Genomic DNA, 14424 nt, shown 5'->3' with positions numbered 1-14424 from the left:
CAGCGCTTTCCGTGTCGAGCGGCAACCTGGCGTTACATGCCGGCCTTGTGATCGCCCCCTCGGCGGCACGCTGTGAAAACGCATACACTCAAAACACGCCACTTCTTCGCCGACAAAGGATCACGATGTCCTACCCAGCCTCCCCCTCGCGTTATCAAGATATGGAGTACCGGCGCTGCGGCCGCAGCGGATTGAAGCTGCCCGCCGTCTCGCTCGGGCTATGGCACAACTTTGGCGACGCCACGCTGTACGACAACGCCCGCACCCTGATCCGCTGCGCCTTCGATCGCGGCATAACCCACTTCGATCTGGCCAACAACTACGGCCCGCCGCCCGGCGCCGCCGAGGAAAACTTTGGCCGCATTCTCAACGCCGATCTGCGGGCCTGGCGCGACGAGCTGATCGTCTCATCCAAAGCCGGTTACACCATGTGGCCCGGCCCCTACGGCGATTGGGGCTCGAAAAAGTACCTGGTCGCCAGCCTCGATCAGAGCCTCAGGCGCATGGGGTTGGAGTATGTGGATATCTTTTATCACCATCGGCCGGACCCGGAAACGCCGCTGGAAGAAACCATGGCCGCGCTGGATCTGTTGGTGCGTCAGGGCAAAGCGCTGTATGTCGGTTTGTCCAACTACCCGGCCGAGCGCGCGCGCCAGGCGTTCGACATCCTGCAGCGGCTCGGCACGCCGTGCGTGATCCACCAGCCCAAGTATTCGATGTTTGAACGCGGGCCGGAGGCGGAATTGCTGGATACGCTGGCGGATCATGGCGTCGGCGCGATCGCCTTCTCCCCGCTGGCGGGCGGCCTGCTGACCGATCGTTATCTGCACGGCGTCCCGCAAGATTCCCGCGCCGCCAGCGGCAGCCGTTTCCTGCAGCCGGAGCAGCTGACCGCCGACCGACTGGACAAGGTGCGCCGCCTCGATGCGCTGGCGCGGCAACGCGGGCAGAAGCTGTCGCAGATGGCGCTGGCCTGGGTGCTGCGCGGCGATCGCGTCACCTCGGTGCTGATCGGCGCCAGCAAGACTGCGCAGATAGAAGACGCGGTGGGCATGCTGGCCAATCGTCACTTCACTGAAGAAGAGCTTGCGCAGATCGAGAATATTTTATTGTAATCGCTTACAAATTCCGCCGCTCAATTGAGCGGCGATGCCCCAGAAAAATCTCAAATCTCGGCCTCCGGCGCCCTTTTCAGAGTGGCTCTCAGATTCAACCCCATGCGCCGGCGCTATGATGCCGATATTGCAGTAAAAATAACGATAAGGCCGTTTTTTAAACTGATGAACGCGCTTCATAAAGTGATCAACGGCCAGGCCGCGCAAGCGGAAAGGAGAAGTCATGTTTAAACCTCTGCTCTTGGCCGCCATCTTGGCGGCGACGGTACTGCCCGCCGCACAGCAGGCGCACGCCGAAGGGATCAGCATCGATCTGATGCCGGGCGTTTCATTGCGCATCGGCGATCAGGACAATCGCGGCCGTTACTGGGACGGTTACGACTGGCGCGATCGCGACTGGTGGCAAGGCCATCAGGGACGCTATCTCGGCGATCGCAGCCCGCGTGGCTATTACTGGGATGGCTATCGCTGGCGCGACCGCGACTACTGGCGCAAATATTACTACTCGCGCGACGGGCGCTATTACAAATGCGACCATCATTGCGACAAGCATTACTGGAAGAAAGAGAAAAAACACCACCACGATCATGACCGCGATCGCTGGCGCCGCCACGGCGATGACGACCGCGATTAACGACAACGGGCCGGCGCAACGCCGGCCCGCACTGTTTTCGCCTACAGCACGCTGCCGATCAGCAAGTAGCCATTCAACCCCACCACCACCAACACGATCAGCTTGCCCAGGTTTTGCACCACGGGGCCATTAACCATCTCCCCCATCAGCGCCCGATTGCCGGTGAAAGCCAGCAGCGGCACCAGCGCCAGCGCAATGCCGAAGCTGAGCAGCACCTGACTCAGCACCAGAATGCGCGTGGCGTCCATCCCCAGCATGATAACGATAAACGACGGCAGCATGGTCACCGCGCGGCGCAGCCACAGCGGGATATGGAAATGCACGAACCCTTGCATCACCACCTGCCCCGCCAGCGTGCCCACCACGGTGGAAGAAAGACCGGCGGCCACCAGGCTCAGGCCAAACACGGTGGCGGCGGCTTGCCCGAGCAGCGGTTGCAGCGTCAGATAAGCCACGTCGAGATCGGCGATGCCGCTGTGGCCGCTGAAATGAAACGCGGCGGCGGCAGTGGCCATCATCGCCAGGTTGACGAATCCGGCGATGGTCATGGCGACGGCGACGTCGACTTTGGTGGCGGCATAGCGCTCCGCCTTGTCGTGCTCACCGCCGACTTGGGTGAGCGACGAATGCAGATAGATCACGTGCGGCATGATGGTGGCGCCCAATACCCCGGCGGCCAGGAATACCGCATCGCCGTTGGGCAAATCGGGCAACGCCATGCCTTTCAGCAGCGGCGCAAGCTGCGGCTGGGAGAACGCCAGCTCGACGATGTAAGCGGCGGCGACGAACAGCAGCAGGCCGCCGATCACCCACTCCAGCGGCTTTTGCCCGCGCTTTTGCAGCATCAGAATTAAAAAGGTGGCGATGCCGGTCAGCACCGCGCCCTGCAACAAGGAGACGCCGAGCAGCAGCTTGAAGCCGATCGCCGCGCCGATAAACTCAGCCAGATCGGTCGCCATGGCGATAATCTCCGCCTGCACCCAATAGGCCCACACCGCCGGCCGCGGAAAGCGATCGCGAATATGCTCGGCCAGATTTTTCCCGGTGGCGATCCCCAGCTTGGCGGACAACAGCTGAATCAGCATCGCCATCACGTTGGCCCAGACCACGACCCACAGCAGGCTATAGCCGAACGAGGCGCCGGCCTGGATATTGGTGGCGAAGTTGCCGGGGTCGATGTAGCCGATAGCGGCGATGAAGGCGGGCCCCATCAGCGAGAGTTTGATTTTTCTGGCGGAGCGACCGGAGGTGGTTTCAACCACGCGACTGTTCAGCATATGTTGAACCCTTACTGAAATTACGTTTATCTCCACTCTATATAAATGATAATAATTATCAAGCGCATTTAGAGCGGTAAAACTTATCTCTGCAATAGCCAACATTAACGGTTTTATCGAAGGGTTCGACACCGTACTTGCCGATTTCCGTGCTTTTGGGGTGGGATTTTGGCTGCAATACCCCTGAAAGACAGGTTAGCACAAGAATACGAATTTCCTATGTCTGAGTTAACATCTTGATTTTTTATGCTTTTGCGCAACACTTTAGGAGAACTCCCACTATGATTTTCCATATTTGCAATAGAAGTCTCGTTTTTAAACGTAGCGTTACATAAAATGACAGCCGAAATTCAGCCTGCCTCAAATTTGGAGCAAACATGTCCCATATTGCGCACTTTGCGTTGGCGATAGTGGTGGTGGCGATCCTGGCCCTGTTGGTGTGCCGCGATCGCAAAAGCATCCGCATTCGCTATGTTATTCAATTATTGGTTATCGAAGTACTGCTGGCCTACTTTTTCCTGCATTCGGAAGCGGGTTTGGGCTTCGTAAAAGGATTCGCCGCGCTGTTTGACAAACTGCTCGGGTTTGCGGGACAAGGGACTGATTTCGTGTTCGGCGGCATGGGCGACAAAGGCCTGGCGTTCTTCTTCCTGAAGGTGCTGTGCCCGATCGTCTTCATTTCGGCGCTGATCGGTATTCTGCAGTACATCAAAGTGCTGCCTTTCATCATCCGCATTATCGGTACCGTGCTGTCGAAAGTGAACGGCATGGGCAAGCTGGAGTCGTTCAACGCCGTCAGCTCGCTGATCCTGGGCCAATCCGAAAACTTCATCGCCTACAAGGATATCCTGGGCAAGATGTCGGAAAAGCGCATGTACACCATGGCAGCGACCGCGATGTCTACGGTGTCCATGTCCATCGTCGGCGCCTACATGACCATGCTGGACGCCAAGTTCGTGGTGGCGGCGCTGGTACTGAACATGTTCAGCACCTTTATCGTGCTGTCGTTGGTCAACCCGTATGACACCAATAAAGAAGAAGAGCTGCACCTCGGCAACCTGCACGAAGGCCAGAGCTTCTTTGAAATGCTGGGCGAATACATCCTGGCCGGCTTCAAAGTAGCGATTATCGTCGCCGCGATGCTGATTGGTTTCATCGCCCTGATCGCCGCGCTTAACGGCGTGTTCAGCGCCATCTTCGGCCTGAGCTTCCAGGAAATCCTCGGCTACTTCTTCTATCCGTTTGCCTGGATCATGGGTATTCCTAAGCACGAAGCCCTGCAGGTCGGCAGCATCATGGCCACCAAGCTGGTTTCCAACGAATTCGTGGCCATGATGGAACTGCAGAAAGTCTCTGCCGAGCTGTCGCCGCGCAGTCTGGGGATCCTGTCGGTGTTCCTGGTGTCCTTCGCCAACTTCTCTTCCATCGGCATCGTGGCCGGCGCGATCAAGGGCCTGAACGAACACCAGGGCAACGTAGTGTCCCGCTTCGGTCTGAAGCTGGTCTACGGCTCTACGCTGGTCAGCATCCTGTCCGCTTCCATCGCGGGTCTGGTGCTGGGCTAAGCCTGAAATTTACAGCAATGATAAGGCGCCTGCAGGCGCCTTTTTTATTATTCTTCAGCCCTTAGTAACTCGTCCTATCCGCAAAGCGGAAGTCAATCTCAAAATCGGTTAGCGCCAAGCCATAACGCCGCTTATGCCGGTTTATATACGAAGGCAACACGTTGAAAGAATCGCTTCTCCCGTTAATTTAGAGCCTGCGCGTTCCCATATCGCAATGAGATAAACGCTATATCATTGCAATGGCGATGAGCACATCCTTTCGGCTATGGACAAGGCGTGTCTTTATTCTGAGTTGATTTTATGAAATAACGTTAGTTGAAGGAATTCGCTAACAGCGTTGTAATTTCCTCAGAAATAATTGGCGACGCGTTGTAATAAGAATCTACACTTTCAACAACCACGATTTTTTTATTATCCTCACTCGCCGTCCAACAGGGTACGACCGCCAAGGTTCCTTCCGCATAGGAAAAGGAAGAGATAATGGTAAACAATGATTCGGATATAATGTCCAACTTCCTGCGATCACAATAAGCATCAATATCTAAACTTCGCATCAGCAAGTCAGCGGATTGCGGGACATGCACATCAGCCCCCACTCTAATGACAGTCCCATCAACAGAAGGGACAACCCATAGATTGTACTCTTTTTCCGTTATCAGTATCGGCGAGAGAAGATTTCCCACGGAGTGGGAAAGATAATAATCTCTAAATACCCGATTCACGGCAGGGCAAACTTGATAAATTGAACTTATCTCATTGATCTTATAGCCATTTGTGAATTTTATAATAGTGTCATATATACGCTTGTTTTCATCAAAAAAAATCACACCACTTTCAATGCTGTTTAAGTCTCCAATGTTTTTGTTTCTAAAAACATTGACACTGGTAAAGAACGCCAGCTCATCCTGAAAGTAGGAAAAAATCTCTGCCGTGTTTAGCAGAATGGAGTCATAACTCACAAAAACAGATTTGTTTTTGCAGTTAATGAAAGAGGGAAAATTGATGGCCCCATCATCACCGCAATTCTGCACCTCATAGGGCAAGTCATGCTGTTCGTAAAGGCGGGCAAGATGAGCGACTTCTGATCTTTCGATAATACGAATCATTTTCTCTTTTCTGCCAAACTCTCCGCTGGAGGACAGAATAAACTTTTCCCACATCCATTGTGACTGCGTGGAAAAACGGCTGAGGCGTTGATTATTCTCGTGAATGCGTCGCCACAGACAATGATTTCCAAAGGAGGTTTTAAAGTCATCATAATCACTGTCATCAAGGAAGAAATCGACGGAAATTCCTTTTCTGGCGCAAGCCAGGGCCGTCATTACCGCAGTTACCCCGCCGCCACCCACAATTGCGATATTTTTATTTTTTTTCATGGATAACCTCATCCAATAGTAACGAAACACTAACAATAGTTTCTTCAAGAAAACAACATCAATGTCAATAGATACAAACAGTCAACATTAATTAGCATATTAACTATCACGCAGTTAATCAGAATATAAAACTATTCACGTTGCTGAAATTTGAGATGAATTCGCAATCACTTAGCATAAAAAACCATATGTGTAGAATTATACTCTAAAAATATCGATATTGGCGCACATTAAGACTGCTGATTTTTTTTTCATGTAGACTGAATTTCATTAACAAATCACACCCGCAAGGAGGTCTAGTGACAGAATAAAAATCCAATAAAAAAACAAAAACAAGAATGTTATAAGAACTTAACATGTTAATGATGGCATCAATCACCTGAAAAGAGGGGGTTTATCACCCATTTACATATGATAGCGTGATGGTTGAAAATTTATAATTTACGCGCAGTTACTATACAAGGATATTTATATGAATAAGCATATGCAGAGATCCCTACTGCTTGCCGGCATTCCTTTGGCAATGTCCGTCATTGCCACAGCTACCGCAGCAGACGGCACCATAAACTTTACCGGTAATGTCACCGACCAAACCTGCACAGTTGAAGCAGGCAGTGCCAACCAAACCATTCCAATGGGCAACATCAGCGCTAAGGCATTCAAGACCGCTGGCGATACCGCTCTGCCGACAAAATTCAGCATTGCCTTAGCCGGCTGCCCTGAATCGGTAACAAAAGCGTCGGTAAAATTCGACGGCGCATACGCACAAGGCAATTCGACATTGTTGTCACTCAATGCGGAGAAAGGCGTGGCCACGGGTCTTGGCGTAGCCATCTATGAGGCCGATGGCACCACGCAAATTCCAATGGCTTCATTTTCTACAGCGCAGAGTGTGCAAAAAGATATCAGCAATGTCTTTACCTATGTCGCGAAATACATGGCGACATCAGACACCGTCACCGTCGGACCGGCGAATGCCACGACACAATTCAGCATCTCTTATAACTGATCATCTTAGTCTATCAGGTCAGCAAATATTGCCGGCCTGATAGCACGCGCCATCAAGGACGGCTTGCTTATGAAACAGAGTAAATATTATTTGCTGGCAATATTATTTTTTTCATACGGCGCCTCGGCAAGCGTAACGCTAGGCGGTACTCGTATCGTATACGAAGAAAGTAAAAAAGAAGCGAACATTTCAGTCAGTAATCAAGATAAAAATAGTCCCGTACTTATTCAAACATGGGTAGAAAGTTTCTCATCTGACGATAAAAAAGAGGTTCCATTTATTGTTACGCCCCCCTTATTCAGGTTGGAGGCAGAGCAAGAGAACATCCTTAGAATTATTTATTCTGGAGATAACCTGCCGCAGCATAAAGAATCAATATATTGGTTAAGCGTAAGATCGATACCATCAACCCAAAAATCAAAAGAGAACAAGTTACTCATTACCGTTCAAAACAGAATAAAAATATTTTACAGGCCTAAACATCTATCAAAAGATGAAGCCATTGACGCCTACAAAAAAATTCGTTTCTCACTGAAAGGAAAAACCTTAGAGGCAAAAAACCCAACGCCATTCCACGTCTCTTTTTACTCTGTAAGCATCGATGGTAAAGAAGTGAAAGAGGCCGACATGATTACGCCGCAGAGCACTAAGAAGTGGTTATTGCCAAAAGAAATTCATGGTAAAGAAATAAGATGGCAAGCGATCAATGATTATGGGGGAATAACTCAGGCGATAAGCGCACCACTATAGTAAATTTGCAAGGGGATGCAAAAATGATGATAAGAAATAATACCACTCATAAAACATCGGTGTTGTTCTTTTGTGTTCTTTCTTCACCTGCGGCTCTCGCTGAAGATTATTTTGACCCCTCGGCATTAAACAGGAATCATCAGACTATTGTTGACTTATCCAAATTTAATAACGCGAGTCATCAACTGCCGGGCGATTACTGGGTAGATATCTATGTGGACAACGTGTTTTTTGCCAATCAAAAAGTGTCTTTCTATCATGCAGAAGGCATTTTGCAGCCCCGCATCCATCGCAGCGATCTCGATTCTTGGGGGGTTCGCATGGATAAAATAAAAACAGTCAATGACAGTGAACTGGCGGCATCCCCCATCAGTAAAATTATTCCTGGCAGCCAGGCTGTTTTTGATTTTAACAAACAAAGATTGGATTTAAATATCCCACAGGCATACATTGAAAATCATCCCAGGGACTGGGTTAACCCTGCACTTTGGGATGATGGCATCCGCGCCTTTTTGTTAGATTACAGTTTTAGCGGTACCGAGACGCGGAAAGCGAAAAATAAAGATAATCAATACTTAAATTTGCGCAGCGGTTTCAACTATGATGCCTGGCGCTTTAGAAACTATGCCACCTACTCAAGCCAAAACAGCGCCAAGTGGAAAAGCATTAACACCTATGCCGAACGCAGCTTTAGGGACAGTAAAAACACGCTGACCATTGGCGATAGTTCAACATCCGGCGACGTTTTTGACAGTTTCCAATTTCGCGGAGTGAAACTGGCAAGCGATCCGAGCATGTTGCCCGATAGCCAGAGAGGGTTTGCCCCGACGGTGAGAGGCATAGCGCAAAGCAATGCAGAGATCACTATAAAACAAAATGGCTATATGATTTATCAAACATATGTGCCTGCGGGGAGTTTTGAGATAACTGATATTTACCCTACCACTTCCAGCGGTGGGTTACAGGTGATCATCAAAGAAGCGGATGGTTCAGAAAGGAGTTTCTTTCAGCCTTTTTCCTCCGTTCCCATTATGCTCAGGGAGGACATGAAAAAAAATGAACTCACAATCGGAGAATATCGTTCTGCGCGGGACGATAGCCAAAATGCTAAGTTCCTGCAGTCATCCGTAATTTATGGTCTTAAAGATGATAAAACACTCTATGGCGGTGCCATTATTTCAGAAAAACACCAGGGAATCTCTTTCGGCATTGGCAGCAGTCTGGGGTTGCTGGGCTCCCTCTCTGCAGATGTCACGCATAGCAAAAGCCGGTTGGTCACCGGGCAGGATCGTAATGGGCAACAATATCGTATCCAGTATGCAAAAAATATTGAAACAACGGGTACCAACTTTACGCTGGCCGGCTATCAATACTCAACGTCAGGCTACTTAAGCTTTTCGCAACTAAATGATATGAATGCCAATCTTAAAAGAAAGTGGCTGACACGCGGCGTAAAAAGAAACAAGTTGGTTATCAATATTAATCAGCCCATACGAGACTTTGGCAGTTTATATATCAATGGTTATCAACAGAACTATTGGCACAGCGACGCCGTTGAACGAAATGTTCTAATGGGATTCTCCACGAACCAATTTGGGGTTAGCTGCAATATTGGGTTCGGCTACAATAGCAGCCGCTATACGGACAGACCCGACAAGATCGCCACGCTCAATGTTCAGATCCCGCTGAACAAATGGCAATCAAACAGCTGGGTAAATTATACCTCAAGCAAGAGCAGCAAAGGAAAACTCAATCAACAACTGGGGTTAAGCGGAACCGCGCTGGAAAATAATCAGCTCAGTTATAACGTTTCTGCATCCCAAAGCAGCAATCGCCCCGGCAATGCTGGCAACAGTTCTGTTTATTATCGCAGCAAATATGGCGAAATAGGCGCCGGATACAGCTTTGATAAAGATATGCAGCGAATAAACTACAGTCTGCGAGGCGGCGCCGTGGCTCATCGCAACGGCATTACATTGTCCCAATCGCTGGGTGACACTATTGCTTTAGTTGAGGTGCCAAATGCACGCGATGTTGAAGTCATCAACAGTACCGGTGTAACGACCGATTGGCGAGGTTACGCCGTGGTGCCCTATATCAGCAGCTATCATAAGAATCGAATTAATTTAAATCCGCAATCCTTTGATGACTCTGTTGAAATAGAAAAAAATAGCCAAACGGTCATCCCGACGAAAGGTGCGATTGTTGTTGCCAACTTTGCCTCTAAAATCGGCAATCGCATTATTTTTAACGTTGCCCACCAGAGTACAGCGATTCCTTTCGGTGCCGTTGCGACATTGCTTACCGACCGAGGCAAGACGGGTATCGTCGGCAATAACAACACGGTTTATATGAGCGGCATGCCCGACTCAGGAACAATAGCGTTGAGCTGGGGAGCAGAAAGAGGTTGCCAGGGTAATTACAATATTGCCCCTAACAACCCTGTATCAAGAATTAAGCGTATTAATTTGCAGTGTGAATAAGACAAACACAATAAACCTCTATCGCTTGCCATATTCAATTTTAGAACATGGTAGCCAGTTACAAGCAGACTGATAAATCACCTGCGAGAGAACATCGCCAAAGGACATCAGCATGACGACATCAAGGCTAATCACAGCCGCCCAGATCGCCAAAACAGTAAGCATTCTGGTCTTGTTATTTTCTTTTTCAGCCAAGGGAGACGGTGATTGCCGTGCAATATGGCACAATCCACTACGCATCGAGCAATCCAGCATTACCGTCCCGGCTGGCGCCAAAATAGGCGATCTTATCGGCCAGGGAGAATCTAACTTTTCAGTAAAATTACTGGAAAATAACACGGGCTTCTCCTTGGGTGAGCGAGGCGACTTGGTTATGCAGCCCTTCTCCGATCTGACTGCGACAGACTTAAAGTACAATGGCATCACTGTCTATGAAACGAGTTGGAAGGGCGTCGGCATTGCCATGTCGCTTAATGACAAACCGGGCCTCATCGAGTTCTATGGCCCCCGCGAGACGCCTATCGGCTATATCCTGGGCGCTAACTTTAAACATTATCTTATCAAGACAGGCGATATACAGCCTGGTACCATGCCCTTGTTCGCGCCTTTCTTTTTCAACTATGCCTGCTTAAGAGCCTCAAATGCCAGGAGATTGGGTCACGTTTATTATCCTGCCGTCAATATTGCCGTCGAGGGCTGTCGCCTGAACACGCCGTCGAAACAGGTTATTTTAGACAAGGTTAATCGGCGGGTATTTTCCGGTCCTGGCAGCGTGGCCGGGAATACTCCCTTCAACATCGCTCTAGAGTGCAATGCCAACACAAAAGTTGACTTGGAAATACGCGGGGAAACGGTTAATGGTCATCATCAAGTTTTGGCGATTACGCCTTCCACAGAGGCTGCCACCGGCATCGGCCTACAGATTCTGCACAACGGCGCTCCCTTTGAGTTGGGTTCCGCAACCAACGTATTAAACGAAACATTAATAGGGATAAATGAAATCCCACTCAGTGCGCAATATTACCAAACTGAAGAGAAAATCACGCCGGGAGAAGTCAATGCCGTCGCTCATTTCACCGTCTCATATCGCTGATTTTAGTATTGTTATGACGTGCCAAGACAAAATCGGACGCAATAGCGGCAACGTCTAGTAAGGCTATCAAGGAAAAATTTTGCGTAAAAGCAGCGGACAAAGGCAGCTAAAAGGATATAAAGCAAAAAGCCGACCCTAAGGTCGGCTTTTCAAATGGTGGTGGAGCTAGACGGGATCGAACCGTCGACCTCTTGCATGCCATGCAAGCGCTCTCCCAGCTGAGCTATAGCCCCACAAAATTGGTACGCGTTGACCGGCGTTACGGTATTCCCCAACCTCTCTGAGAAGAAGGTTGGTGGAGCTAGACGGGATCGAACCGTCGACCTCTTGCATGCCATGCAAGCGCTCTCCCAGCTGAGCTATAGCCCCGTTCCACAATCACTTTGTGCTGTGAACGGGCCGCATAATATGAAACCCGCTCAAAGCTGTCAACGGCTAAATTGAATTACTGAATCAAGCGTTGAAAAAGCCGCCAAATCAGCATCTTTGGCGCCAAAAAATCATCACTTTGCGCAGAGTTCATCCATTTTGCGCGCTACTTCTCAAAATGGCAAAAGACCCTGCATATCACGTTGATTTTTAATTAACGGAATGTTAGCGAAATGCGCTTGAGTCGGGCTCCCGAGCGGCATAGACTGCCCGCGCCATAAACTTTATTACGATAAACCGAGTCCGTCATGTCTTTGCATTCACCAAAAGAAATCGCCGCCCTCGCCGTTCAGGCCGGGGTAAACAAAAGCCGCGCCCCTCTTGCTAATCTGCTGATTCTGGGCTTTCTCGCCGGCGCCTTTATCGCTACCGGCTTCCTGTTGGATATTCACGTCATCGGCACCCTGCCGGCCGAATGGGGCTCTTTCGGCGCGCTGTTGGGCGCCGCGGTGTTCCCTATCGGTTTGATCCTGACCATTCTGGCCGGCGGCGAACTGCTGACCGGCAACATGATGACCTTGCCAATGGCCTGGTTCGCCCGTGAAATTCCCGCCATCGCCGTGCTGCGCAACTGGTTTTGGGTCACCCTGGCCAACTTCGCCGGCAGCGTGGCCGTCGCCTACTTCTTCGGCCACCTGCTGGGCCTGACCGAAGGCGCGTTTTTACATAAGACGCTGGCGATCGCGCAGGCCAAAGTGGATGCGGACTTCCTGCACGCCTTCATTTCTGGCGTCGGCTGCAACTGGCTGGTATGCCTGGCGGTGTGGTTAGCCTTCGCCAGCAAAGATGTGCCGGGCAAAGTGATCGGCATGTGGTTCCCGGTCATGGCTTTTGTCGCCATCGGCTTCCAGCACGTGGTGGCGAATATGTTCATCATCCCGGCGGCCATCTTTGCCGGCGGCATGGGCTGGGAGCAGTATCTGCCTAATTTCGTCGCGGTATTTCTCGGCAATGCGCTGGGCGGCGCCGGCTTTGTCGGGTTGATGTATTTCCTCGCCTATCGCCCGGGATTGCCGGCCGGCGAACAAGCCTGATAAACGACAATAAAAAAGCCCCGGGATCGCTCTTCGGGGCTTTTTCTTTATGGATGGCGTATCAGGCTAATCAGGCCTGCGCTTCACGCTCGGCGATGTAAGCCAGCGCCATATCGATGCGCTGCAGCGAACGCTTCTGGCCGATCGCATGCACGGTCACGTCCATGCCCGGCGACTGGCCGGCGCCGGTCACCGCCACGCGCAGCGGCATGCCGACTTTGCCCATGCCGACGCCCAGCTCATCCGCCGTGCCCTGAATGGCGTCGTGCACGTTTTCCGGCGTCCAGACGGTGATGGCGGCCAGCTTGGCGCGCACCGCTTCCAGCGGCTGACGCGCGACCGGACGCAGGTGCTTCTTGGCGGCGTCGGCGTCGAACTCGCTGAAGTCTTCGTAGAAGTAACGGCAAGACTCCGCCATCTCTTTCAGCGTCTTGCAGCGCTCGCCCAGCAGCTTGACGATATCCTTCAGTTCCGGCCCGTTGCGGGTTTCAATGCCCAGTTGCTCAACGTGCCATGCCAGATGCACCGCCACTTCTTCCGCCGGCATATGGTTGATGTAGTGGTGATTCAGCCACTGCAGCTTCTCGGTGTTGAACGCGCTGGCGGATTTGTTGATCGCTTCCAGCGTGAAGAACTCTTTCATCTCGTCGATGGAGAAGATCTCCTGATCGCCGTGGGACCAGCCCAGACGCACCAGGTAGTTCAGCAGCGCCTGCGGCAGATAGCCGTCGTCGCGGTACTGCATCACGCCCACGGCGCCGTGACGTTTGGACAGCTTTTTACCGTCGTCGCCGAGGATCATCGACACGTGCGCGTATTCCGGCACCGGCGCGCCCAGCGCTTTCAGAATGTTGATCTGGCGCGGGGTGTTGTTGATGTGGTCTTCGCCACGGATCACGTGGGTGATTTCCATGTCCCAGTCATCGACAACGACGCAGAAGTTATAGGTTGGCGAACCGTCGGTGCGGCGGATGATCAGATCGTCCAGCTCCTGGTTGCTGAATTCGATCGGGCCGCGAATTTTATCGTCGAAGATCACCGATCCTTCCTGCGGGTTGCGGAAGCGCACCACGTGCGGCTCGTCGTCGGTGTGGCTGCACTGGCTGTCGCGGCAGTGGCCGTCGTAACGCGGCTTCTCGCCGTTTTCCATCTGCTTCTCGCGCAGCGCTTCCAGTCGCTCCCTGGAGCAATAGCATTTATAGGCGGTGCCCTGCTCCAGCATTTCGTCGATGACCGCGTTGTAGCGATCGAAACGCTTGGTCTGGAAGTACGGGCCTTCATCCCAATCCAGGTTCAACCAGTTCATGCCATCCATAATTGCGTCGATCGCGTCCTGGGTAGAGCGTTCCAGATCGGTATCTTCGATACGCAGAACGAACTCACCGCCCGCATGGCGGCTGAACAGCCAGGAATAAAGTGCGGTACGCGCGCCGCCGACGTGAAGATAGCCGGTCGGGCTCGGTGCAAAACGGGTTTTGATTTTCATTGGGTTCACTGCCTTATTACGCAACGCGTGTCGGCGATGGCCGACGATTGCTCGGAATTGAAAAAAGAGTGGACGACATTGTATCACCACGCGCTAATTCCTCAACGCCGACACGATATTGCGCCGGTCGATTTCGCGCGTTTTGCGGCGAGTTTCGCATAGCGTTGCGCAAA

12 protein-coding genes and 2 tRNA genes are annotated in these 14424 nt (G+C 51.4%); 8 read left to right on the top strand and 6 right to left on the bottom strand.

What is annotated here, in order from left to right:
* Positions 1-125 precede the first annotated feature (125 nt).
* Positions 126-1115, top strand: a complete 990-nt coding sequence (mgrA, locus tag J9788_RS05835) for an L-glyceraldehyde 3-phosphate reductase (RefSeq protein WP_046896267.1) — start codon at positions 126-128, stop codon at positions 1113-1115.
* Here mgrA and J9788_RS05830 read toward each other — a convergent pair.
* Positions 1107-1340 carry a hypothetical protein gene (locus J9788_RS05830; RefSeq protein ID WP_127897177.1) on the bottom strand — a complete coding sequence of 78 codons (234 nt, stop codon included), beginning with the start codon at positions 1338-1340 and terminating at the stop codon, positions 1107-1109. The two genes, mgrA and J9788_RS05830, sit on opposite strands and share 9 nt — an antisense overlap.
* Between J9788_RS05830 and J9788_RS05825 the strand changes: the two genes are divergently transcribed.
* Entirely contained in the window at positions 1339-1749 is a 411-nt protein-coding gene (locus J9788_RS05825; protein WP_046896266.1) for a DUF2502 domain-containing protein, read from the top strand. The two genes, J9788_RS05830 and J9788_RS05825, sit on opposite strands and share 2 nt — an antisense overlap.
* 41 nt (positions 1750-1790) lie before the next feature.
* Here the strand turns inward: J9788_RS05825 and J9788_RS05820 are convergent, their stop codons facing one another.
* Complete coding sequence (locus J9788_RS05820; RefSeq protein ID WP_046896265.1) at positions 1791-3026, bottom strand: Nramp family divalent metal transporter; 1236 nt, start codon at positions 3024-3026, stop codon at positions 1791-1793.
* Between the two features lie 377 nt (positions 3027-3403).
* Between J9788_RS05820 and J9788_RS05815 the strand changes: the two genes are divergently transcribed.
* A complete protein-coding gene (locus J9788_RS05815; protein WP_004936373.1) occupies positions 3404-4591 on the top strand; it encodes a NupC/NupG family nucleoside CNT transporter in 1188 nt (395 codons plus the stop codon).
* A 311-nt stretch (positions 4592-4902) separates the two neighbouring features.
* Here J9788_RS05815 and J9788_RS05810 read toward each other — a convergent pair whose 3' ends face one another.
* Positions 4903-5967: a hypothetical protein gene (locus tag J9788_RS05810; RefSeq protein ID WP_046896264.1), complete on the bottom strand. Its 1065-nt coding sequence runs from the start codon at positions 5965-5967 to the stop codon at positions 4903-4905.
* Between the two features lie 472 nt (positions 5968-6439).
* Here J9788_RS05810 and J9788_RS05805 point away from each other — a divergent pair, with 472 nt between their 5' ends.
* The 4 genes from J9788_RS05805 to J9788_RS05790 all read left to right on the top strand — a co-directional run bounded on the left by J9788_RS05805 (position 6440) and on the right by J9788_RS05790 (position 11302).
* Positions 6440-6976 (top strand): fimbrial protein, encoded by a 537-nt coding sequence (locus J9788_RS05805; protein ID WP_049866699.1) that lies wholly within the window; start codon positions 6440-6442, stop codon positions 6974-6976.
* Positions 6977-7045: 69 nt separating this feature from the next.
* Positions 7046-7726: a molecular chaperone gene (locus J9788_RS05800; protein ID WP_182264085.1), complete on the top strand. Its 681-nt coding sequence runs from the start codon at positions 7046-7048 to the stop codon at positions 7724-7726.
* 23 nt (positions 7727-7749) lie between these two features.
* A complete protein-coding gene (locus J9788_RS05795; protein WP_182264084.1) occupies positions 7750-10209 on the top strand; it encodes a fimbria/pilus outer membrane usher protein in 2460 nt (819 codons plus the stop codon).
* 112 nt (positions 10210-10321) lie between these two features.
* Positions 10322-11302 (top strand): fimbrial protein, encoded by a 981-nt coding sequence (locus J9788_RS05790; protein ID WP_182264083.1) that lies wholly within the window; start codon positions 10322-10324, stop codon positions 11300-11302.
* A gap of 157 nt (positions 11303-11459) precedes the next feature.
* Here the strand turns inward: J9788_RS05790 and J9788_RS05785 are convergent.
* Both J9788_RS05785 and J9788_RS05780 read right to left on the bottom strand, forming a co-directional pair.
* Positions 11460-11535, bottom strand: a tRNA-Ala gene (locus J9788_RS05785).
* 60 nt (positions 11536-11595) lie between these two features.
* Positions 11596-11671: transfer RNA gene (locus J9788_RS05780), tRNA-Ala, on the bottom strand.
* 308 nt (positions 11672-11979) lie between these two features.
* Here J9788_RS05780 and J9788_RS05775 point away from each other — a divergent pair.
* On the top strand, positions 11980-12765 hold the full coding sequence (locus J9788_RS05775; RefSeq protein WP_044030747.1) for a formate/nitrite transporter family protein: 786 nt from the start codon (positions 11980-11982) through the stop codon (positions 12763-12765).
* A 70-nt stretch (positions 12766-12835) separates the two neighbouring features.
* Here J9788_RS05775 and gltX read toward each other — a convergent pair whose 3' ends face one another.
* A complete protein-coding gene (gene gltX, locus J9788_RS05770) occupies positions 12836-14251 on the bottom strand; it encodes a glutamate--tRNA ligase (RefSeq protein WP_004936379.1) in 1416 nt (471 codons plus the stop codon).
* Between the last annotated feature and the right edge of the window lie 173 nt (positions 14252-14424).

Source organism: Serratia sp. X10 (assembly GCF_017811775.1).
Lineage (GTDB): Bacteria > Pseudomonadota > Gammaproteobacteria > Enterobacterales > Enterobacteriaceae > Serratia > Serratia ureilytica.
The sequence above is the reverse complement of the archived record's forward strand: the minus strand, read 5'-3'. Positions and strand labels throughout refer to the sequence as shown.